19 protein-coding genes are annotated in these 21,417 nt (G+C 41.4%); 13 read left to right on the forward strand and 6 right to left on the reverse strand.

The annotated features are described in order from the left end of the window. Positions 1-57 precede the first annotated feature (57 nt). Positions 58-1,401, reverse strand: a complete 1,344-nt coding sequence (gene hemA, locus AC1DYB_RS22930) for a glutamyl-tRNA reductase (protein WP_477438306.1) — start codon at positions 1,399-1,401, stop codon at positions 58-60. Between the two features lie 243 nt (positions 1,402-1,644). Between hemA and AC1DYB_RS22935 the strand changes: the two genes are divergently transcribed. Next, positions 1,645-4,476, forward strand: coding sequence for an FAD-binding and (Fe-S)-binding domain-containing protein (locus AC1DYB_RS22935; RefSeq protein ID WP_477438511.1), 2,832 nt, complete (start codon positions 1,645-1,647; stop codon positions 4,474-4,476). 237 nt (positions 4,477-4,713) lie between these two features. On the opposite strand, the gene AC1DYB_RS22940 is transcribed toward AC1DYB_RS22935, so the two are convergent. After that, positions 4,714-5,577, reverse strand: a complete 864-nt coding sequence (locus AC1DYB_RS22940; protein ID WP_477438308.1) for a helix-turn-helix domain-containing protein — start codon at positions 5,575-5,577, stop codon at positions 4,714-4,716. A gap of 124 nt (positions 5,578-5,701) precedes the next feature. On the opposite strand from AC1DYB_RS22940, the gene AC1DYB_RS22945 reads away from it, so the two are divergent. The 3 genes from AC1DYB_RS22945 to AC1DYB_RS22955 all read left to right on the forward strand — a co-directional run bounded on the left by AC1DYB_RS22945 (position 5,702) and on the right by AC1DYB_RS22955 (position 9,148). Further along, positions 5,702-7,417 (forward strand): IlvD/Edd family dehydratase, encoded by a 1,716-nt coding sequence (locus AC1DYB_RS22945; protein WP_477438310.1) that lies wholly within the window; start codon positions 5,702-5,704, stop codon positions 7,415-7,417. 9 nt (positions 7,418-7,426) lie between these two features. After that, positions 7,427-8,197, forward strand: coding sequence for an SDR family NAD(P)-dependent oxidoreductase (locus tag AC1DYB_RS22950; protein ID WP_477438312.1), 771 nt, complete (start codon positions 7,427-7,429; stop codon positions 8,195-8,197). 63 nt (positions 8,198-8,260) lie between these two features. Continuing rightward, positions 8,261-9,148: an SMP-30/gluconolactonase/LRE family protein gene (locus AC1DYB_RS22955; RefSeq protein ID WP_477438314.1), complete on the forward strand. Its 888-nt coding sequence runs from the start codon at positions 8,261-8,263 to the stop codon at positions 9,146-9,148. Between the two features lie 335 nt (positions 9,149-9,483). Here the strand turns inward: AC1DYB_RS22955 and AC1DYB_RS22960 are convergent, their stop codons facing one another. Both AC1DYB_RS22960 and AC1DYB_RS22965 read right to left on the reverse strand, forming a co-directional pair. After that, on the reverse strand, positions 9,484-10,284 hold the full coding sequence (locus tag AC1DYB_RS22960) for a hypothetical protein (protein ID WP_477438316.1): 801 nt from the start codon (positions 10,282-10,284) through the stop codon (positions 9,484-9,486). 58 nt (positions 10,285-10,342) lie between these two features. Continuing rightward, on the reverse strand, positions 10,343-10,954 hold the full coding sequence (locus tag AC1DYB_RS22965; RefSeq protein WP_477438318.1) for a hypothetical protein: 612 nt from the start codon (positions 10,952-10,954) through the stop codon (positions 10,343-10,345). Between the two features lie 571 nt (positions 10,955-11,525). Between AC1DYB_RS22965 and AC1DYB_RS22970 the strand changes: the two genes are divergently transcribed. Together AC1DYB_RS22970 and AC1DYB_RS22975 are read left to right on the forward strand one after the other, a co-directional pair. After that, positions 11,526-11,744, forward strand: coding sequence for a hypothetical protein (locus AC1DYB_RS22970; protein ID WP_477438320.1), 219 nt, complete (start codon positions 11,526-11,528; stop codon positions 11,742-11,744). Positions 11,745-11,778: 34 nt separating this feature from the next. Next, the gene (locus tag AC1DYB_RS22975) at positions 11,779-13,566 is read left to right on the forward strand and encodes a tetratricopeptide repeat-containing sensor histidine kinase (RefSeq protein WP_477438322.1); all 1,788 of its coding nucleotides are present in this window, start codon (positions 11,779-11,781) and stop codon (positions 13,564-13,566) included. Here AC1DYB_RS22975 and AC1DYB_RS22980 read toward each other — a convergent pair. Together AC1DYB_RS22980 and AC1DYB_RS22985 are read right to left on the reverse strand one after the other, a co-directional pair. Continuing rightward, positions 13,561-14,202 (reverse strand): response regulator, encoded by a 642-nt coding sequence (locus AC1DYB_RS22980; RefSeq protein WP_477438324.1) that lies wholly within the window; start codon positions 14,200-14,202, stop codon positions 13,561-13,563. The two genes, AC1DYB_RS22975 and AC1DYB_RS22980, sit on opposite strands and share 6 nt — an antisense overlap. A 390-nt stretch (positions 14,203-14,592) precedes the next feature. After that, positions 14,593-15,078, reverse strand: coding sequence for a cupin domain-containing protein (locus tag AC1DYB_RS22985; RefSeq protein WP_477438326.1), 486 nt, complete (start codon positions 15,076-15,078; stop codon positions 14,593-14,595). 431 nt (positions 15,079-15,509) lie between these two features. On the opposite strand from AC1DYB_RS22985, the gene AC1DYB_RS22990 reads away from it, so the two are divergent. The 7 genes from AC1DYB_RS22990 (at position 15,510) to AC1DYB_RS23020 (ending at position 21,399) form a co-directional block, all read left to right on the forward strand. Then, positions 15,510-16,034, forward strand: coding sequence for an RrF2 family transcriptional regulator (locus AC1DYB_RS22990; protein WP_477438328.1), 525 nt, complete (start codon positions 15,510-15,512; stop codon positions 16,032-16,034). A 223-nt stretch (positions 16,035-16,257) separates the two neighbouring features. Next, a complete protein-coding gene (locus AC1DYB_RS22995) occupies positions 16,258-17,547 on the forward strand; it encodes an NAD(P)/FAD-dependent oxidoreductase (protein WP_477438330.1) in 1,290 nt (429 codons plus the stop codon). 31 nt (positions 17,548-17,578) lie between these two features. Then, a complete protein-coding gene (locus tag AC1DYB_RS23000) occupies positions 17,579-18,025 on the forward strand; it encodes a DoxX family protein (protein WP_477438332.1) in 447 nt (148 codons plus the stop codon). Between the two features lie 34 nt (positions 18,026-18,059). Beyond that, positions 18,060-18,881, forward strand: a complete 822-nt coding sequence (locus AC1DYB_RS23005) for an isocitrate lyase/PEP mutase family protein (RefSeq protein WP_477438334.1) — start codon at positions 18,060-18,062, stop codon at positions 18,879-18,881. Between the two features lie 357 nt (positions 18,882-19,238). Beyond that, positions 19,239-20,096, forward strand: a complete 858-nt coding sequence (locus AC1DYB_RS23010) for a helix-turn-helix domain-containing protein (protein WP_477438336.1) — start codon at positions 19,239-19,241, stop codon at positions 20,094-20,096. A 96-nt stretch (positions 20,097-20,192) separates the two neighbouring features. Next, the gene (locus AC1DYB_RS23015; protein ID WP_477438338.1) at positions 20,193-20,417 is read left to right on the forward strand and encodes a hypothetical protein; all 225 of its coding nucleotides are present in this window, start codon (positions 20,193-20,195) and stop codon (positions 20,415-20,417) included. A gap of 73 nt (positions 20,418-20,490) precedes the next feature. After that, on the forward strand, positions 20,491-21,399 hold the full coding sequence (locus AC1DYB_RS23020) for an NAD(P)/FAD-dependent oxidoreductase (RefSeq protein ID WP_477438340.1): 909 nt from the start codon (positions 20,491-20,493) through the stop codon (positions 21,397-21,399). The last annotated feature ends 18 nt before the right edge of the window (positions 21,400-21,417 follow it).

Here is a 21,417-nt window from a genome sequence, read left to right on the forward strand (position 1 = left end):
AGCCGGGTTGCCTTAAATACGCTTATATTATAATTAGCATTTGGTGCTTGTTAAGTATTATTGATAAGCGGCCTTAACAAATTCATTAATCGCCTGGATATAATAGCAGCCCCCGTGATTGTGGTGGCGCATTTTATTTGCTGTGGACTTTAATACTTTTTGTATTAGCTGCTCATGTGGTAATGGGGGGTAATTAGTTTCTCCGGTTTTAAAACCAGCGTCTCTTAATGTTGCTATCTCGTTTAATTTAGTTTTAATGGCTTTTAGCATCGGCGCGTTTTTGCGCATCAGGTTCCAGGCTAAAAAATTGCTGATATAGGTGTTTATGATTTTTTTTGCCTTGGGCACTTCGGCCTGGCGTTGCGTTATAGTAACATCATTTAGTTTTGATAGTTCATCAACGTTTACCAGTTTAATGTTTGAAAGCTGGGCGGATGATGCTTCCACGTTATAAGGGATAGATAGATCTATCACTAATTTGGGGCCGGATGCCTCAAGCTGGGTGTAAAGTACAGTTGGTTTTTCTGAATTAGTGGCAGTTATAATGATATCAGCTGATGCAATATATTCATCTAACCGAGCCATTGGAGCATGTTTCAGGTTCAGTTTTGCTGCAAGGTTTATGGCTTTTTCTTCGGTCCGGTTAATCAGGGTGATATCGGTGGCACCAAGATAGTCCACCATGTTTTTACAGGTGTTACTTCCTATTTTGCCGGTTCCCAGCAACAGTATCTTTTTATCGGCTAAGTTGGTTACCGTTTCTTTGATATATTTAATAGCGGCAAACGATACAGAAACAGTCCCATCACTTAGCGAGGTTTCATTTTTTATTGTTTTGGATGATTGCAGTACATCGTTAACCAAACGCTCTAAAAAACAGTTGATAAAATCCCTGTCCTTAGCAAATTTTACGGCTTGTTTTAGCTGGCCTATGATCTCATAGTCACCTAAAATTTGTGAATCAAGGCCTGCCCCTACATTAAACAAATGTTCAATGGCTTTCTTCCCGTTTTTTACGTAGGCAAGCTGTTTAAATGAGGTTGCGTTGCCCAGGGTTTGGGTACATAATAAATTAATGAGTTGCGCAGGTTGGTCTGCAAATCCATAAATTTCTGTTCTGTTACAAGTGGAAATAATAAATAACGAGGAGATACCAAAAGCAGGTGCCAGATTTAATATATTTTCATACTGATCATGGCTGATTGTAAACATGCCCCTCATGGAAGCATCCGTTTTTTTGTAATTAATACCTGCAATAAAGAAGCCGCCAATGTTACAGGGCGTGGTTATATTCAAGAGTTTCAGATCCGTATCCATAAATAGCAAAATGTGCTTTTTAGCATCTTTTAAGTATTGAAAAATATTACTTAACCTGCTGTAAGCAACAGTACAAAGATTCATTAAACCTGTTAATGTATGTATGATAGGTGTCAGTAATAATAATGACCTGGGTCACAAATTGGCAGGCAACAATTATTGATGATCTGTACTATGATAGACTATCCATCATGTAAATAATGTACTATAAATAGCAAACCCAGTGTTTTTTATAGCTTTGATAGTTGAATAAATTTGATTTACCAGAATTTAAGGAATTGGATTTTGAAAGTATAGATTTGGATAAATTACGCGACTAAAACTGTGATGGAAATTGAGGAAGAATTAAAAAAGATACTACCCGCCGCCCGTATCAAAACCCGGTACATTGACCTGGTATCATTTGCATCAGATGCCGGCTTTTATTATTTAGTACCAAAGGCTGTAGTTCAACCCGCCGGCGAGCAGGAGATTGTTGCATTATTTAAGTTTTCACATCAGCATAATATCCCCCTGGTTTTTCGTACCGGTGGTACCAGTCTTTCGGGCCAGTCAATAACAGATGGCATATTGGTTGATCTTAGTCAGTTTTGGGATAAGATCACAATAGAAGAATCCGGGAATCTGGTGCGGGTACAGCCGGGTATTACGGGGCAAATGGTTAATACCTTCCTGAAAAAATATAACAGGAAAATAGGTCCCGATCCGTCAAGTATCAGCGCGGCCATGATGGGTGGTATTTTATCCAACAACGCCAGCGGTATGTGTTGCGGTGTTAAACTTAACTCCTACCATACTACCAAATTTATAAGGTTTATATTACCCGATGGGAAGGTGTTTAGCACCGAAGATATAAACGATTACTCCCGGTTTAAAAATGAATGTGCTGACCTATATCAGATCTTGACAGACTTGAAAGCTCGTATTGAGTTAAATGGCGGTTTATATAATAAGATCAGGAATAAATATCAAACTAAAAATACGGTTGGTTACTCGTTAAACGCCTTTATTGATCATAAACATCCGTTAGATATTCTTGCACATTTATTAATTGGGGCCGAAGGTACACTGGCATTTATTGCCGGGGCTGTGTTAGAAACTGTTCCCGATTATCCGTGCAAATCAACCGCGTTACTTTATTTTCCTGATATTTATTCGGCTTGCCAGGCAATTATTCCGCTAACTGATGCCGGGGCCCTGATGGTAGAATTGATGGACAGAGCATCATTACGATCGGTTGAAAACATGGTTGGGATGCCTGCAATTGTAAAGGAATTGCCCCCGGCGGCGGCCGCATTGCTGATTGAATTTCAGGAAAATACCTATGATGAACTGGAATTTAAGGTAAATGGGTTTCTACAATCAGTAACAGAACTTTCATTACTAAACGCCCCCGTTTTTACGAGCGACCCTATAGAACAGGATTTTTTCTGGAAAGTTAGAAAAGGGCTTTTCCCGGCGGTAGGTGCGGTGCGGGCAAGCGGAACTACGGTGATCCTGGAAGACCTTACCTTCCCGGTAAGCAAATTGGGCGATGCTATTTTAGATCTGCAGGAGTTATTTGTAAAATACAATTACACCAATGCCATCGTCTTCGGGCATGCAAAGGATGGCAATATCCACTTTGTGGTAACGCAATCATTTGATGAGCCCGAAGAAGTAAAACGCTATGATTTGTTTTTGCGGGAGGTTGTTGCTTTAGTGATAGATAAATACGACGGCAGCTTAAAGGCCGAGCATGGTACCGGCCGCAACATGGCCCCGTTTGTAGAAACCGAATGGGGTGGCGAAGCTTACGATATCATGAAAATCATCAAGCAGGCCATCGACCCTAAAAGGCTTTTAAACCCGGGCGTGATCATCAATGATGATGCAGAAGCCCATCTAAAAGATTTAAAAGAGATGCCGGCTGTGGAAAGCGAAGTAGACAAGTGTATAGAATGCGGGTATTGTGAGCATAAATGCCCAAGCCGCAATTTAACTACCACACCACGGCGGCGCATTGTAATAAGAAGGGTGCTAAAGAAACTGCAAAAAGCCGGTGATGAATCTAAATATAAACTCCTGCTTGATCAGTACCAGTACGATGGTTTGGAAACCTGTGCGGTTGATGGTCTTTGCGCTACCGCCTGCCCGGTAGATATCAATACCGGCGACCTGGTTAAGCGTTTACGAAGAGAAAATCATTCTCCATTTCAAAATAGGCTTGCGCTCATGGTTGCCAAAAACTTTAAAACGGTGGAGTGGAGCATTCGTACAGGTTTGAAGATAGGCTTTGGGATCAATAAGGTTTTGGGTGATAAAGCCATGTATAGGCTTACCAAATTTGGGCAGCGGGTTATACCGGCAATGCCTTTATGGTCAGATCAAATGACCTATCCTCCTGATCTTTCCTTTAGCAAATCTGTAAATAACCTTGCTCATGCAAACCCGGCAAATACAATTGTGTATTTTCCTGCCTGTATCTCAAGAATGTTGGGTACTTACAAAGGGAAGGATAAGAATATCATGGATACCTTTATGAGTGTATGTGCTAAAGCTGGTGTGGCAGTACGTATATTAAACAACCTGAGTGGCAGCTGTTGCAGTCAGATCTATTCGTCTAAAGGATTTAAAGACGCCTATGAGTATACCGCTAATGATATTGTACAGCGACTATGGGCATCAAGTAATGATGGGCATTTACCGGTAGTAACAGATGTAAGCTCTTGTGCTTATACTTTGCATAATATGCGGGCTGTGCTTACTGCAGATAACCAGGCAAAGTTTGATAAACTCCGCATATTGGATAGTGTTGATTTTTTTCATGATCATGTAAAACCTATTGTTACCGTAAAACAAAAGAAAGGCAGCATTACCGTACACACCGTTTGTTCTTTGGAGAAAATGAAAACGGTAAATAAATTTGTAGAGCTGGCCAGGCATTTTGCGGCAGACGTAACTGTGCCGAAACATGGAGGTTGCTGTGGTATGGCCGGCGACCGCGGATTTTTGTTCCCGGAGTTAACGGATTCAGCAACTATGGCCGAGGCGCTGGAAGTAAAGCAAAATAATTATGATGGGTATTATTCATCAACAAAAACCTGCGAAATGGCTATGTCAAAAGCGGTTGCTCAAAATTACGAATCCATCCTTTATTTGATTGATGAGGCGATATAAACTCAGGGAAAAGTCTTTTAAAATTATAGCGGCTTTTCTATTAGGATGAGGAAGTTCGAAAGCTAAAAAGCGGACGTCATGCCGAATTTATTTCGGCATCCCACAGGACATTCACGCCTGCTTGGTTTCCGACTTGTCTGCTGTAGACCTTTCCCGTGCTTACCTGCACGTGGGATGCCGAAATAAATTCGGCCTGACTTGGTTTTTTTTAGCGATTTCCCGTGTAAACTCAATTGCCTACAAAAACTGCTTACGATACGCAAACGGCGTTTTTCCCATTATAGCTTTAAACTGCCTGTTGAAATAAGAAAGGTTATCAAACCCACATTCAAAACTTACCTTGGATATGCTTAGTTCTTTTTCGGCCAGTAAAGAAGAAGCGTGGGTGATCCTGACGTTATTAATAAATTGCGATAGCGTTTTATGGGTGCGCCGTTTAAAATAACGACAAAATGCGGCTTCATTCATGCATGCCAGCGAAGCTGCTTTTTTGGTATTAACATCTTCTTTGAAATTTTCAAGCACATAAGTGAAAACAGCCTCCAATCGATTTTCGCCCTCACGGGCACGGATCGGCTCTTTAAACTGTTCGGAGCTGATCATGGTAATTTTATCCCTTTGGAGGGAAGAAACGTTTTCCAGCAGTTGCATCAGCGTGATTAAGGCTTTTAATCCTTTCTGTTTGTGAATATCAAAAATCAGCTTCTTTAACTGCGTTGTTGGGTGATTGATCCGGATACCCCTTTTTGCCAATTTAAACAGCTCTTTTACAATTTTAAATTCGGGTTTCAAATAAAAATCGTGCCCTAAAAAATCGTCCTTAAACTGGATGATCATGGAATGTGCCAATTCTCCGGAATCCACAAAAGATTTTTCATTGATGAAATAATGCGGAAAGCCCGGCCCGAAAATGTACATATCACCCTCGGTGAAATTCATGATCCTATCGCCACCGTAAAATTTTCCATGTCCCTTTACAATAATGGTAAATTCATATCCCTCATGAAAATGGAAGGGCGCGGCAAACTGGGAAGTGATCTCTTCTTTAACTACAAAACTTGCATCTGTAGAAAGTGAAAGCTCACGTAAAATCTTCTTCAAATGATGTTTTTTTGGGTATTGGTTGAAACAAATGTAAATATTGTATCAGTAATGGCAAAATTTGTGTTTTTTATGCTACTTCTGCTTCTATAAATTTGAATAGGTATAAAACCCCAATTATACAATGGACGACAAAGAATTAAGAAGCAGGGCCTGGTTTGGCCGCAAAGGGAAAGATGGTTTTATATACCGTGCCTGGATGAAAAACCAGGGTATCCCTGATTATGAATTTAACTGTAAACCGGTAATTGGCATCTGTAATACCTGGAGTGAGTTAACCCCATGTAACGCCCATTTTCGTGAACTCGCCGAATCTGTAAAACGGGGCATTTTGGAAGCCGGTGGTTTCCCGGTGGAGTTTCCGGTAATGTCATTGGGCGAAACCTTAATGAAGCCAACGGCCATGCTGTACCGTAACCTGGCCAGTATGGATGTGGAGGAATCCATCAGGGCAAATCCTTTGGATGGTGTAGTGCTGCTGTGTGGTTGCGATAAAACAACGCCATCATTGGTGATGGGTGCCTGTAGCGTAAACCTGCCAACCATAGTTGTATCTGGCGGACCAATGTTAACCGGCAACCACAGGGGCAAACAGATTGGCACCAGCGATGTTTGGCGGTATCACGATGATGTACGTGCCGGCAAAATAATGGAAGAGGAACTGTTGACCATTGAATCGGCCATGTGCCGCAGCCAGGGGCATTGCGCGGTTATGGGCACAGCATCATCTATGGCCTGTATGGTTGAGTCTTTAGGTTTGTCGCTGCCTGGCAATGCCGCTATTCCTGCTGCCGATTCAAGGCGTAAGGTTTTGGCCCAGCTTTCGGGACTGCGGATAGTGGAAATGGTTAAGGAAGATCTGAAGCTATCAGACATATTGACCAGGAACGCTTTTGAAAATGCCATAAAAACCAATGCAGCCATCGGCGGTTCAACTAATTTTGTGATCCATTTATTGGCTATTGCAGGCCGGATCGGCGTGCCTTTGGAGTTAAAAGATTTTGATCACCTCTCCAAGAACATCCCGCTGATCGCAAACCTTCAGCCGTCTGGTAAATATTTCATGGAAGATCTTTTTTATGCGGGTGGCTTACCGGTTGTGTTAAAGGCGCTGGATAACATACTGCATCGTGATTGTATCACTGTGAACGGAAAATCCATCAGTGATAATTATAGTAATGTAATAGGGTACAACAGTGATGTGATCACTACGGTTGATGCGCCGTTTAATACAGCCACCGGTCTTGCCGTATTAACCGGGAACTTGTGCGAAGCGGGAGCGGTTATCAAACCTTCGGCTGCAAGCGCGCATTTGATGCAGCATACCGGTAAGGCTGTTGTTTTTGAAAATATAGAAGATTTTAAGGCACGTATTGATACGGATGAGTTGGAGGTGGATGAAAATAGTGTGCTGGTATTAAAAAATGTGGGCCCTAAAGGATACCCCGGAATGCCCGAAGTTGGCAATATGGGTATCCCTAAAAAATTGCTCGAAAAAGGGATCACGGATATGGTGCGCATCTCTGACGGTAGGATGAGCGGAACAGGATTTGGCACCGTGGTATTGCATGTATCGCCGGAGGCTGCAACCGGAGGGGATTTTGCCATGATTAAAACCGGCGATCTGATAACGCTTGATGTGCCCAACCGGCTATTAAATGTTGACATTAGCCCGGCGGAACTTGCGGAAAGAAAAAAACAATATTTGCCACCCCCACCTATTACAGATCGTGGCTACGTTAAGCTATATACAGATCATGTTCAGCAGGCGCATTTAGGCGCCGATATGGACTTTTTGATTGGTGGTTCCGGGAGTAAGGTTTTAAGGGATTCGCATTAATTTTATAAAATGAGTTTTAAAAATAAAGTAGCTATAGTAACGGGTGCGGGTCAGGGTATTGGCTTTGAGATCTGTAAAATGCTGGCTGCAAAAGGAGCCTCAGTAATCCTGAACGATATTGATGCCGATCTGGCCAACAACGCGGAAACACTGATTAATGAAAACAATAGCGATCAATGTTTAGCCATGGTTGGTGACTCAAGCGATTTATCCTTTATCAACAAAATGGTGGAAACCGCTGTTGAGCGCTATGGACGATTGGATATCGTTATCGCCAACGCGGGCATCACCCTGTATGGTGATTTTTTTACCTATACTAAAGAATCATTTTCTAAAGTAATGGATGTTAACCTCGGCGGCTCATTTTTTTTAGCCCAGGCGGCCGCAAAGCAAATGAAACAGCAGGAAAACGGGGGCGCTATCCTGTTCACATCTTCGGTAGTTGGTCACCAGGCATTGAAAAGCCTTGCGGCCTATGCCATGACCAAAGCCGCTTTAGAAATGCTGGCCAAAAACCTGGTTATTGAGCTTTCGCCGTATAAAATTAACGTAAACACGGTAGCGCCGGGGGCAACACTCACCGAGCGTACTATGGAGGAGGCCGACTATGAACGCGTCTGGTCGGACATTACCCCGATGGGTCGCCCTGCTTATGTGGCTGATATAGCAAACACCGCTTTGTTTTTAGTATCTGACGAGGCCAAACATATTACCGGCCAAAGCCTTATTGTTGATGGTGGATGGACATCGGTAAGCGCTTTGCCCAACGGAATTAAATAAAAGGCGTTAACTATTACCTGCGGGCAGGTAATAGTTAAAATAAATACTTAATCAAAAAAAACTATGGTAGAAATTGCTTTTAAAAGTGAATGTTTTTTAGGAGAGGGGCCGGTTTGGGATGATAAAACTAAAACCTTGTGTTGGGTAGATATACTGGGCGGCCATATTCATGAATTTAACCCGGATACGGAAAGCTGCAAAACGCTGGATGTTGGGCAGATGATTGGTGCAGTAGCTATCTGCAACGATGGGGATTTCCTGGTGGCGTTAAAAAATGGTTTGGGTATCATTAACCGCAAAAGCGGAAACCTTAGCCTGTTTGCTCATCCGGAATCTCATTTGTTGGAGAATCGGTTTAATGATGGCAAATGTGATCCTACCGGGAGGTTCTGGATTGGTTCAATGGCGATTGACGAACAGCCAAATGCGGGAAGCCTGTACATGTTGGATCTCAATAACGACATTATCCTGAAGATTGATAATACCACAATATCCAATGGGCTGGCCTGGAGCCTGGATAATAAAATTTTTTATTTTATAGATACGCCTACCATGAATGTGGTTGCCTATGATTTTGAACTAAGCACCGGGAATATAACTAACAAAAGAACGGTTATTGTTATTGAGGAAAGGGACGGCTACCCTGATGGCATGACTATAGATAATGAAGGCATGCTATGGATTGCCCATTGGAATGGCTGGCAGGTAACACGTTGGGACCCTGTTAAAGGCGAAAAACTATTTGCATTGCCTCTGCCGGTAGCCAACGTAACATCCTGCACTTTTGGAGGTTCAAATTTTCAGGATTTGTATATAACTACTGCAAAAAAAGGATTGACAGATGATGAGCTTAAACAGCAGCCCCTTGCGGGTAATCTCTTCATGTGGAAAAATACAGGTTACACCGGTATGGCAGCCGTTGAATACAAAAAACACGATAGCATAGGATGATGGATTTTTCTATCTCTTAGAGGCTGTTTAAAAAAAATAGATCTTCATTGCGAGTTGTAAAATCTGGTGGCCTCTGAAGGAGAAAATGACGTAACAAAAAAAGGCTGTCATCCTGAGCTTGTCGAAGGATAGCGGGCAAAGGCCTCTCCGCGCGAGTCTTCGACAGGCTCAGACTGACAGGTCCACACGCCTCAAAATCCAATACGTCATGGGTAGGTTTACTATCCGGGGAACACTGAAAGGAAAATGACGTTTGAAAAGTTTGTCATCCTGAGGAACAAAGGATGACAAAAAGGGCTTTAACAATTACCTTCCTGGATAGGTATAATGATATTTTATTTTTTAATGCTGACCTCCGTAATGGCGGTTCTGCGGGTGGCTGTGTAAACGATGCCATTTACCATTTCGTACCCGGTAGAAACGGTTTGCGAATATCGTTTTAAAACAACACCCGTGTTATTATCTATTAATAATGAACCATTAATGCGGCTGTTTAAATTACCGCCTAAAACGGAGGTTTTGTAGGTTATAGTAGTGGTTAGGCCATTTATAGCGTAAATTGTATAATTGGTTGTTGCTGATGGCGTAACATCGGCCCATGAATACCCTTTTTTCAGCGTGGGATTTACCGGGAAATCTACCATGAATTGTAACGTGCTGCCTGGCGACAAATGCTCTGGCTGTATCCCGGTGAACGATAAAAGAGTATCATTTACAAAAGCAGGGCGTTTTAAATTCAATATTTCGCCTTTGTTATTTACCGAAACCATTGATTGGGCATTTACCATTTTTTGCAACCCGCTTTGAATAACTGAATTAGGGTCGGCTGGCTTGCCTGAGTTGTATACCAGGTTTTGATCCATGGCATTTATTGTATCAATAAGCTTATCTGTGGTGATTGTAAATGAAGCTGCCTTTGGAGAAGCATCAGTTACTTTGTAAGTTTTAACAACTATGGAAACCGAGCCAACATGTAAGGTTTGGCTACCGCGCTGCAGTACACAGTTTGATTTTGTAATTACATGTCTTTGAAATTCATCCCCCGCCTTAAATCTCATCTGTGCAGATGTAACACCACTAATCAATGTTAATATTATAATTAATATATGTTTAAACCCCATTGGTGTAGTTTTCATTTTTGTGTTTTTGTAATAATGCCTATAGGTATCTATTGACATTATGCCATTATTGCCATTACTTTTTGGGTGATGGAGATTTAACTTTTTTTGCGCCTTTACCGCGGGATCTGATCGCTTTTTTTGCTGCCGGTTTTACCAGCTTAAAGCTTACATTTTCCAGGATACCGGGAGTAGACCATATAGCCGGGCCATTACCCTGGGGTAACACGGGAGTAGGCTGGTTCATCACATCGGGCATAACAGGAAGTGGTCCCTTTAAAGTTGAGGCTTGCCCCGATGGTGTCGGCTCTGTGGCAGAAACCGGCATCTCTGGGGATTCCGGAACAGGCAGATCAAAAGTGGAGGTAACCGGGATGTCCTGGGGTGATTGTCGCGGCAGCGGTGGTGCATCGGGCACGCCGGGCAATGGTATTGCTGCCGATCCCGTTTCAATACCCAATATAGTTGGCTGGTCGGGGGCGTTTACCAATGGTGATGTAGTGGCAATAGCAGCCAGGGCCTGCATTTGCACGGCCGGTCCGGGTGGCAGCGAAATTGCAGGAATATCCTTAAGCGTTAGTACAATTGGCTTACCGGGTACCAATTTCCCTGTATTGCCTTTTGGCAGGTTACGGGGTGGCAATGGTGGCGGAACGTTCCAGTCCGATAAATTACTTTTTTGGGCCATTGCCTCATTTAAGGAGCAGGCAAGAGCTATAAACGTCAAAATCAAGATCGGCAGTAATTTAGTGCGACCCCGGATTCTTTCCGTTTTTTTTTGTGGGTATGATGTTTTCATTCAATAATTATCTTTTTATAGAAAGCGGACGGCATCCTTATCAACGATGGATTTGGTTAGCTGATGGATATCCAGGAAATTTTATTCAAAAACCAAAAGTCATGTGTTTTTAAACGGTTTTATACCCACCAGATGTTTCAAATTCATTCCAAATCATTCATTATTAAAGTTAATCTTTTTTATTAATTCGCAGGTTATAGGTGCATTAATGCTAAAAGCATCTGCACTTTTTGATAGCATCATGCCGCTCTTTTTTTCTGTCTTTATCCACCCTACTCACTATTGGTAAACTTACGTTTTAACAGGGTCGCAAAAAATACCAATTGCTTTGTATTGTAGGCCTTGGCGCAGGTCCATAAAATTGTGTTATAAAAAACAGCCAAAAGTCATGATGGAAAATCGATGACTTTATTAAACACAGGGCTATAACAACAGATTTTTTAACCTAAAGAAAAATGTCATGAGCAGCTATTTGGAATATTTGATTTACTGTATCCCCATCCCATTTATTGTATTAGCATACAGGTATAAGCTTAGGTGTAAAAGATTGCAGAGTACGGGTAAAATACCAGATATTATTGACGCCAGGCAACGGCAAACGCTGTTCTCTTTATTGGCTATACTATCGGCTTTGATAATTATTATTACACAATTGCAGTTTTTTTCCGACAGCATATAAATCACTATCTTTAGCTGGGAACATATACCCGGATATGAAATACTCTTTTTTAGTTCTGTTTATTTTAGCCGTAATTCCGTGTTCCGGTCAAAATATTGATAGTTTAAAAAAAATAGTCTTCAGTAAGTCCCCAGCGCAAAAACGGTTAAACGCTGCTAAGCAAATTACAAGCTATTCATCACTAAAAAATCCAAATGCAACTTTTGCAATTGCAAAGGTAGGGTTAGGGCTTGCAACCAAACTAAATAATAAAAAAGCTCTCGGCTTTATATGGAGAGATATGGGGAAAGCCTGGTATTTAACAGGCAGCTATGATTCTACGGCTTACTATTATAACAAGGCTGCGGGCATTCTGAGTAAAATAAACCAGGCAGATATTTTAGCAGACAACTATAATGAGCTGGCAACGCAATATGCTAAACTAAAGAATTACGATAAAGCGCTGGAGTTTTACAACCGGGCAATTTCCTACGCCCCTAAAACCGGGTCGCGGCGCACGTTGATGACTGCTTTAAACCAGGTTGGCTTGTTGTATGAAACCAAACATAACTACCGCGAGGCCTTAAATTATTTCAGGCAGTCTTTTGATATAAGCGACTCTTTGGATTTTGTTAAAAAAGCAAAAGAAAATACATCCGAAGCTTACAGTCATAACTTTATGGTTGATGTTATGGGGAGCATTAAACAGAAAAATGAATCTGCCCAGGATATTTTAAAAACTATCGATACCAAAAAAGCCTTAAACGATACCCTGGCGCTTACCATCAATTATTTTAACCTTGGGTTATTGTACAAGAGTAAAAGAATGTACCCCCAGTCACTTGATGCCTTACAAAGCTGCTTACAATATGCCACTAAAATAAATTACACAGATATGCAAGCCAGCGCCGTAAACGAGATAGCTGATTTGTACGGGCAAACAGGCGATTACAGGCAAGCGCTTATTTATTTAAAAAAGCACATGGCGTTAAATGCTTTGAGTAATACCAAAAATTCAAAAAGCATTGATGAGCTACAGACTAAATACGAGATAACACAACGGGAAGACCAGCTACTGCAACAGCAGTTTGAGATAACAAAGCGTAATTACTGGATGACGGGCATCGTTATTTTTATACTGCTGATACTTGTAATAGGGTTTATTTATTATAAGCAAACACAGCTTAAGCAACGTAACATCGCCATGCAGGCTATCATTGCAGCGGAGGAAAGCGAACGCAGGCGAATAGCCCAGGATTTGCACGATAGCGTAAGCCAAACGATGTCTGCAGCAAAAATTAACCTGACAGTTATTGGCGGCGAATTGCCTTTCGTAGACGATGAACAACGAAAACGGTTTGAGAAGGTAATTAACCTGGTTGATTATGGCTTTAGGGAGGTAAGAACAATATCGCACAACATGATGCCCTGGGCGCTTCATAAAACAGGCCTGGCGCAGGTGGTTAAACAGTTTATTGAAAATATTGAAAACGAAGCCACCGCTATAAATTTCTTTAGCAGGGGCTTTGATGCGCCATTTGATGATACTACGGAAATTATTTTATACCGGGTATTACAGGAAAGTGTAAACAACGTAATGAAGCATGCCAATGCAAGCAGGCTTGATATTTCATTGATAAGGGACAAGGATAATATCAGCTTAACCATTGAAGATAACGGTAAAGGGTTTGATGCCAGCAATCCCGATATCAACAAGGGGATGGGGCTGAGCAACCTGCGATCGCGGATCAATTTTTTAAATGGTAAGGTTGAGCTTGATTCGCAGGTGGGTAAAGGTACTTTGGTATCAGTTTATATTCCCGTTATCAATAAAGCTCTATAAATCATATTGCAGTATAAACCGGGTAAGCTCTACCGGGTTTTTTAAATTCAGTTTCTGCATGATGTTTTTACGGTGCGTTTCAACCGTATAAATGCTCAAATGAAGGTGATTGGCCATTTGCTGATTGGTAAAATCCTGTTTAATGAATTGTAATAGTTCGGCTTCTCTTTTGGTAAGCTGGAATTGTTTTAAAAAAGGATCCGATTCATTAAACGTTGAATTGGTAACCTGTTGTTTGTATGGAAAACATAGTTCGCCTTGTGCTACCAGGCGCATTGCCTTTAATAATTCACTCTTTTCGGCATTTTTAAACAGGTAGCCGTTGGCGCCGGCGGCTTTTGCTTTTTCAATCAGGTGCTCTTCATTATAGGTGGAAAGCATGATCACTTTAATTTTAGGATGATAGGATTTTACCCGTTTAAGCACCTCGAAGCCATTGATGCCCGGCATATTTATATCAAGCAATAACAGGTTGGGCGTATTGGTATGTAACAGGCCCAATACTTCTTTGCCATTAGCGGCAATATTCATGATCTCAATATCGGGCTCATTTTGCAATAACATACAAAGTCCGTTTATAAATAGGGTATGATCATCTGCTATGATCACTGATATTTTTTCGGCTGTCATTTCCATCGTAGTAATTATTTATAAATCTACTTTTTCTTCATGCGGCAAAAAATACCAACAGCTTTGTATTGTGTGCTGACTGGCTGCTCCATAAAATTGTACTACCAAAACAAAAAAGGGAAAATAAAAAATAGCGTCTGTTAAGCCTGTTTACAACCGGGAATAACAGGTACAATATACAATTTATAAGCACTTGTTAACCTCAAAAACAATGGAATACCTTATCGCTACACTTATAATCATGCTGTTTTGCATAACAGCTTTAGCCCAGGACAGATCCTCAGAAAACACAACAAGTATCTCGAGATCAAAACCTAAACCATTAAAACCTGGGAGTAACCTGAAGCATCAGTAATATACTGGTGCTTCCTGGTTTACTTTCTTTTACAGGTACATTTAATCCCTGCAAAGCCTGTTTAAAATGTTCTTATGCTCCGGGTATAGCAGTTGTAGCACGTCCTTTTTACCCATTTCAAATTCGCTAAAATCAAACCCGGGAGCAACCGCACAACTAACAAGGGAGAACCCATGCGGTGTAATGGTTTCTGAGGCAAACCAGCAACCCGCCTCAATGGCTAAAGATAAACTGCCCGTTGATATATCCGATAGCTCAAAGCTCCCCAGCTTACCATAGTGATCAATAACGTGGATCAACAACGGGATTCCTTTATGAAAATACCAGATCTCATCAGACGATAAGCGGTGGAACCCGGAAAAATCATTTCCTTCCAATAAATAATAAATAGAAGTGCAGGCCTGTTTAAGGGGCCCGCCGGTTTCCCTAAACACCGTTTGATTTGATCGGAATGTTTCTTTATAATATCCGCCTTCGGGATGTGGCTGGAGCTTCAAATGGGCGATCCAGCCTTTTGCGTTTTCCATGGTCATGTTTACAAACTTAAGGGTTGTTTTAAAAAAACAATACAGGTTTGTTTAATAACCTGCAACCGGGAAGAGTTGGTGTCGCGGCTGAATTAGGAAGCTATGCTTTTAATTAATCGATAAGGGGCTTTGCACCGCTGTTTCTGACATAATTACGTCAATTTCTGACAAATACGGGGTTTGCGAATGGGCGGCAATAAATACTTGATTTTATTTTCCGTTATTTGCGATAAGTATTATCGTAATTATCTAAATTAAACAAAAATGGTAAAACAATTGCTAATTATTGGAGGCGGACTTGCTGAGAATTTAGAACAGGCCCTGGGCGATTCGTTTACGGAAATGCCTGTATATTAGAATACATACGATCAGCATAGTAATCAATTGCTTATTTTTGAGCAACAAACAAAAACATCACTTAAACTAACCGGATGCCAACTTTAGGAAAAAATGTGGAGTATGCGATACACTCTTTAGTGTATTTTGTAGGTAATCCTAAAGGGAGTACGATCACCGTTCGCGATCTGGCTAAATTTCAGAATATATCTGAAACGTATCTCGCCAAAACTTTTACCAAACTCAAAAAATCGGGAATTGTAAAGTCGAATATCGGCGTAAAAGGCGGCTATTCTTTGGCCAGAGCTCCAGACGAAATTACCTTTTTGGATATTGTTTTGGCGGTTGAGGGCGAGATATCTTTTTTTGAATGTAATGGGATAAGAGACAATTGTATCTTATTAGATCAGGAAAATCTGCCCTGGAAAAAGGGCGACTATTGCACCATTCATAAGGCCATGATTGATACCGAAAATAAGATCAAGGAGTCTCTCAGGGAAAAAAACCTGCAATGGGTTTTTGATACGATTAATAAAAAAGCATCCCCTGAATTAACGGGGGCAACAAAAGGCTGGTTTGAGGATAATGTGTTTAAAACATCCAAAAAGGAGCTTTCGTAACCCGGTTATTTACTACTGAATCCACACTTGAAGGATAGTGCCTATTATAGGGTAAGCCTTCTGTTAAGGCTGCCCATCTGGTAGTAATTAACCGAACTGTGTTTTGCTGACGGTAACACCCCATGACTACCGCAATAAGCTTGGGGCACATTAATAATCAAATACCAGGATTAGTAAGCAATGCCTATACCTGCCCTACTGATCCCTCATAAATTAATACTATATGGAAAATTTAAAAGAATTTGACAACAGGGAAAAGATCATTGTAGTGGGTGGCGGTTTTGCAGGCTTAAGTTTTGCACGGCTGCTTTTCAAAAACAAGCATTACCAGGTTACGCTGGTTGATAAAAATAATTACAACTACTTTACGCCCCTGCTTTACCAGGTGGCCACCAGTTTTCTTGATCCGTCAAGCATCAGTTACCCTTTTCGTAAGATGTTTAGGGACAAAGGTGTGCGTTTCAGGATGGCAGAATTATTAAGGGTTGATACAGAAAATAAAACTATCCAATTGAGTGATGGTGCACTTTCATATGATCACCTGGTATTTGCGGCCGGCACAAAAACAAACTTTTTTGGTAACGAGGGTATCAGGGAAAAGGCTATTTCGATAAAAGGAATTGATGACGCATTGTATATGCGAAATGAGTTGATGAAAACTATGGAAAAGGCCGTTATTGAAACCGACCCGGCCGAGCGAAAGAGGTTATTAACTATTGTTGTGGCGGGCGGTGGTCCTACCGGGGTGGAGATTGCCGGCATGCTGGCCGAAATGAAACGATATATTTTAGGAAAAGACTACCCCGAACTAAAAGGTGCCGGGGGGAGTATTCATATTGTAGATGGCACGTCAGTTTTATTGGCCCCAATGAGTGATAAAACCCATAAAGAAGCCTATCAGGCGTTGACAGAACTCGACGTGAAGATTAAACTAAATACACGCGTAAACAGCTATGATGGTCATATAGTGAAGCTTTCTGATGGTGGGGAGATTGAAACAAAAACCTTGATTTGGGCGGCCGGGGTTACCTCGCATACTTTTGAAGGTATTCCTGAAACCAGTCTTGGAGCTGGCAACAGGATGGTTACCAATGCTTATAACCAGGTAAAAGGCCTGGATAATGTATGGGCTATAGGTGATATCAGCATACAGGAAACAGATCCTGCTTATCCTAAGGGGCATCCGCAACTGGCGCAGCCGGCCATACAGCAGGGGAAGGCATTAGCTAAAAACTTCCTGGCTATTGCCAAAGGAAAGCCTATGGAGCCATTTAAATATTTTGATCGCGGGGATATGGCCATAATAGGGCGAAATACGGCGGTTGCTGATCTGCTTAAACACAAACTCCACTTTAGCGGTTTTTTAGGTTTGTTCAGCTGGTTATTTATCCACCTCATATCGCTGGTTAATTATAATAACAAGATCAAAACCTTGTATAGCTGGCTGGTAGCCTATACAACCAGGGATCAGGCATTACGGATGATCTTCCGTTCAGAAAACCGGGGTACTTAATAAAACCAAATATCTATTTATAATATAGCAAATGAAAAAACATGTTGTTTATGCCCAGCTCTATCTGCGGCTCGCGCTCGGGATTGGTTTTATCTATCCCGTATTGGATCGTATTGGCTGGCTTGGGCCGGCGGGTCAGCATAATGTTGACTGGGGTAACTGGGGTAGTTTCCTCACTTATGTTCATGCATTGCTACCTTTCCTGGCTAAATCAGCATCTGATGTTATGGGCTGGCTGGCCACTTTTTTAGAAGTCATCTTCGGGATATTATTGATTGCGGGCTATAAAACAAGAATTATGGCATTGGGCAGTTTTGTGCTTACATTAACTTTTGCCTTGTGTATGGCACTTTTTTTCGGCGTCAAATCACCATTTAACTATTCGGTATTTGCTGTAAGTGCAGGCTCATTATTGTTATCAACTATTCCTGCTTATAAGTGGAGTGTAGATAATCTACTGTCGCCCCTAAATAGTTGAATATTAAAAACTTATTAATTTAATACAGACTGCCATGTCGTTAACACAAAAAGAAAAAGCAGATTTATTTCGCCAGCAGCATTTGGCACCGCAATTATTGATCCTGCCTAATATATGGGATCCGCTAAGTGCAAAACTTATCGCATCACTTGGTTACCAATCTCTGGCTACAGCAAGCGTCGCTACGAACCTTATCGCAGGCTTTCCCGATGGCGAACATATCCCGTACAAAAAGTTGATGGAAAATGTATCGCACATAACAGCTGCCGTTGATTTGCCTGTTTCGGTTGACCTGGAAAGCGGATTTGCTGATAACATTGCGCAATTGAAGGACAATATAAAAATGCTGCTGGATGCCGGCGCCATCGGCTTAAATATAGAAGATAGCCACGATCATGGTAAAATGATGACACCCATTCACGAACAGTGTTTGAAGATAGAAGCCATAAGGGAAGTAGGCATTCAATATAATGTGCCGATAGTCATCAATGCCCGTACCGATCTGTTTTTTCAGCCCGTGCAAAAGGATACCGTGAACCTGGCCGTTGAACGTGCAAAAGCTTACCAATTGGCAGGAGCCGACTGCGTGTACCCTATTGTAATTCCTGGTTATCATGAAATAGCTCAGTTGCTGGAAAACGTAGATGTACCCATCAACATCCTGTTATATGGCCAGATCCGCGATTTGAAAGAATTGGAAAGTCTTGGTGTATCAAGGGTAAGCGTAGGTCCGGGTTTATTAAAATTGGCCTTATCGCAAATGAATCAGGCTGCCGAAGGCTTACTGAACTACAGCACAGACGAGTTTTTTAAGGAAGGCCAGATTACTTTCGACGTGATGAGCAGCCTGGTCTAAATGAAGTACATACCCGCACTTCATTGCGAGTGATAAAATCCGGGAGACACTGAAGGAGAAATGAGGTTAAAAAAGTTTGTCATCCTGAGGAACGAAGGATCTATTCGCAAACTGTACAGGGCGAAGAAGCACGGTGGAGAGTAGATCCTTCGTTCCTCAGGATGACAAAAGGGGTTTTAGCGAATACTTCATAGGTAAGCACGAAGCAATCCCAAACTGTGCAGATCGGATTTGTAAAGCTACTCTGTAAGGTGGGGATTGCTTCGTGCCTCGCAATGACGGGTGGTTAAGTACTTCATTATAAGCATAAAAACATTAATAAATCAAAGTTAAACAGCTTCTTAGTATTAAGTTAAAATGGACAGAATACCTATAAGACATATTAATGTAACGCAAAAGGAGCCGGATTTTTCTGGAAGCTTTAGCATCCGGGATATACATAATTTACTTGCCGGGGAAGACATGGTTCAGGAGCTTCACCGGCATGATTTCTTTTATATTCTCGCTTTAAAAAAAGGAGCCGGCCACCATGAAATAGACTTTATACCATACACAGTTGATGACAATTCTGTTTTCTTTATGCGCCCGGGCCAGGTGCACCAATTGGTGCTAAAAGCAGGAAGCACCGGGTATTTGATGCAATTTAGAGATGAATTTTATTTCCCTTATGATAGGGTATCAAACCAGCTATTACACAAAGCCAGCAACGCCAATCATTATCAGTTTACAACAGCTAGGTTACAAAAGGTACTTACTATAATGACCTATATTTTTCAGGAATATGCCGATAAGCAAGAAAGATATGAGGAGGTCATCAAAGCAAATATGGGTGTTTTCTTTATTGAGCTTATCCGTCAAAACAGTAGCGCTCCTTCCGATGATGTCAGCCTTTATACCCAGGAACGACTTGAAAAGTTTTTAGAACTTTTAGAGACAAATATTTTTAGCCACAAGCAAGTATCCCAATATGCTGTTATGTTGAATCTTTCCACCTATCAGCTTAATGCAATCACCAAGGCAACCTTAAACAAGACCTGTTCAGAGCTTATTAATGAACATATTATATTGGAGGCCAAACGATACCTTCTGGCAACTTCTAACCAGGTAAATGAAATAGCATACCACCTGGGGTACGAAGATGTTTCTTATTTTATCAGGTTTTTTAAAAAGCACACGGGATATTCGCCCGAGGCGTTCAGGCATAACTTTAGATAAATCCTACATAATCACATTTTTGTCCTACCCTTCAGTTTACCGCTGAAATTACCTTTGTACAGAGCAAAACGCTTCCCGAAAAGTAATTTCTAAAGTATGAAAACAAAAGCTAAGTTAATAGCATCTTTAAAGGTTTGGATAGTAATCTACCCCTCTATCACATTATTCCTTTATTTGTTTGGTAAGCCGTTATCGGTATTGCCATTGTATCAGAGAACGCTGTTATTGACCATTCCATTAGTTCCATGGATAGTGTTTGCCGGCGTACCTTTGGTGGATTCTATTATCCGCCTGGTTTCATCTAAGGATAACAACAAGTAGTATGCGATGACAGCCGGTACGAATCGTCATCGCTTTTTTGCTTCAATTAATACAATTTTAAAAATATCATAAAATGACAAACCGAAAAAATTTTGACGTAATAATCGTTGGAGGAAGTTATTCAGGGCTTGCAGCAGGTATGGCTTTGGGCAGGGCATTAAAGCAGGTTTTAATTATTGATAGCGCAAAACCTTGTAACCAGCAAACCCCTCATTCGCATAACTTCCTCACCCAGGACGGAAAAATTCCGGCAGAAATTGCAACTCTTGGAAAACAGCAGGTACAAATGTATCACACCGTAACGTTTTTAAACGATTTGGCCATAAACGGCAATAAGACCGAAAATGGTTTTGAAATTCAGACGGCATCGGGCGAAAGATTTAGCGCACAGAAATTAATTTTTGCAACGGGCATCAGGGATCTTTTGCCTGGCATGGAGGGTATTGCAGCATGTTGGGGCATTTCGGTTCTTCATTGTCCTTTTTGTCATGGATACGAGGTGAGAAATGAAAAGACCGGTATCCTCGGCAGTGGAGAAGATGGCTATGAATTATCAAGCCTTATTTCAAATTGGACACATGATTTAACGCTTTTTACCAATGGTCCATCAACGTTGACCGCCGAACAAACCGGGAAACTTGAAAAACATCAGATCAAAATAGTAGACAAGGAAGTTGAAAAATTGGAACACATCAACGGGTATCTTCAAAATATCATCTTCAAGGATGGCACAAAATCTTCTGTGAAGGCTATATACACACGGAGTCCTTTTGAACAACATTGCCGGATACCGGAATCTTTGGGATGCGAATTAACTGAAGATGGCTACGTTAAGGTTGATCCTTTTCAAGAAACCACAGTTAATGGGGTTTTTGCCTGTGGCGATAACACAACGCGTATTCGTACAGTAGCAAATGCGGTAGCCATGGGAACAACAGCCGGTATAACGGTGAGCAGAAAAATGATTTCGGAGGGTTTTTAAATTAACAGTTATGAGTGA

This window comes from Mucilaginibacter sp. P2_A4 (assembly GCF_056405015.1).

What these genes read in the sequence shown, in the direction of transcription:
- hemA (WP_477438306.1), bottom strand. Translation starts at nt 1,401, where the DNA reads ATGAATCTTTGTACTGTTGCTTACAGCAGGTTAAGTAATATTTTTCAA.
- AC1DYB_RS22935 (WP_477438511.1), top strand. Translation starts at nt 1,645, where the DNA reads ATGGAAATTGAGGAAGAATTAAAAAAGATACTACCCGCCGCCCGTATC.
- AC1DYB_RS22945 (WP_477438310.1), top strand. Translation starts at nt 5,702, where the DNA reads ATGGACGACAAAGAATTAAGAAGCAGGGCCTGGTTTGGCCGCAAAGGG.
- AC1DYB_RS22950 (WP_477438312.1), top strand. Translation starts at nt 7,427, where the DNA reads ATGAGTTTTAAAAATAAAGTAGCTATAGTAACGGGTGCGGGTCAGGGT.
- AC1DYB_RS22955 (WP_477438314.1), top strand. Translation starts at nt 8,261, where the DNA reads ATGGTAGAAATTGCTTTTAAAAGTGAATGTTTTTTAGGAGAGGGGCCG.
- AC1DYB_RS22960 (WP_477438316.1), bottom strand. Translation starts at nt 10,284, where the DNA reads ATGAAAACTACACCAATGGGGTTTAAACATATATTAATTATAATATTA.
- AC1DYB_RS22965 (WP_477438318.1), bottom strand. Translation starts at nt 10,954, where the DNA reads ATGGCCCAAAAAAGTAATTTATCGGACTGGAACGTTCCGCCACCATTG.
- AC1DYB_RS22970 (WP_477438320.1), top strand. Translation starts at nt 11,526, where the DNA reads ATGAGCAGCTATTTGGAATATTTGATTTACTGTATCCCCATCCCATTT.
- AC1DYB_RS22975 (WP_477438322.1), top strand. Translation starts at nt 11,779, where the DNA reads ATGAAATACTCTTTTTTAGTTCTGTTTATTTTAGCCGTAATTCCGTGT.
- AC1DYB_RS22980 (WP_477438324.1), bottom strand. Translation starts at nt 14,202, where the DNA reads ATGGAAATGACAGCCGAAAAAATATCAGTGATCATAGCAGATGATCAT.
- AC1DYB_RS22985 (WP_477438326.1), bottom strand. Translation starts at nt 15,078, where the DNA reads ATGGAAAACGCAAAAGGCTGGATCGCCCATTTGAAGCTCCAGCCACAT.
- AC1DYB_RS22990 (WP_477438328.1), top strand. Translation starts at nt 15,510, where the DNA reads ATGCCAACTTTAGGAAAAAATGTGGAGTATGCGATACACTCTTTAGTG.
- AC1DYB_RS22995 (WP_477438330.1), top strand. Translation starts at nt 16,258, where the DNA reads ATGGAAAATTTAAAAGAATTTGACAACAGGGAAAAGATCATTGTAGTG.
- AC1DYB_RS23000 (WP_477438332.1), top strand. Translation starts at nt 17,579, where the DNA reads ATGAAAAAACATGTTGTTTATGCCCAGCTCTATCTGCGGCTCGCGCTC.
- AC1DYB_RS23005 (WP_477438334.1), top strand. Translation starts at nt 18,060, where the DNA reads ATGTCGTTAACACAAAAAGAAAAAGCAGATTTATTTCGCCAGCAGCAT.
- AC1DYB_RS23010 (WP_477438336.1), top strand. Translation starts at nt 19,239, where the DNA reads ATGGACAGAATACCTATAAGACATATTAATGTAACGCAAAAGGAGCCG.
- AC1DYB_RS23015 (WP_477438338.1), top strand. Translation starts at nt 20,193, where the DNA reads ATGAAAACAAAAGCTAAGTTAATAGCATCTTTAAAGGTTTGGATAGTA.
- AC1DYB_RS23020 (WP_477438340.1), top strand. Translation starts at nt 20,491, where the DNA reads ATGACAAACCGAAAAAATTTTGACGTAATAATCGTTGGAGGAAGTTAT.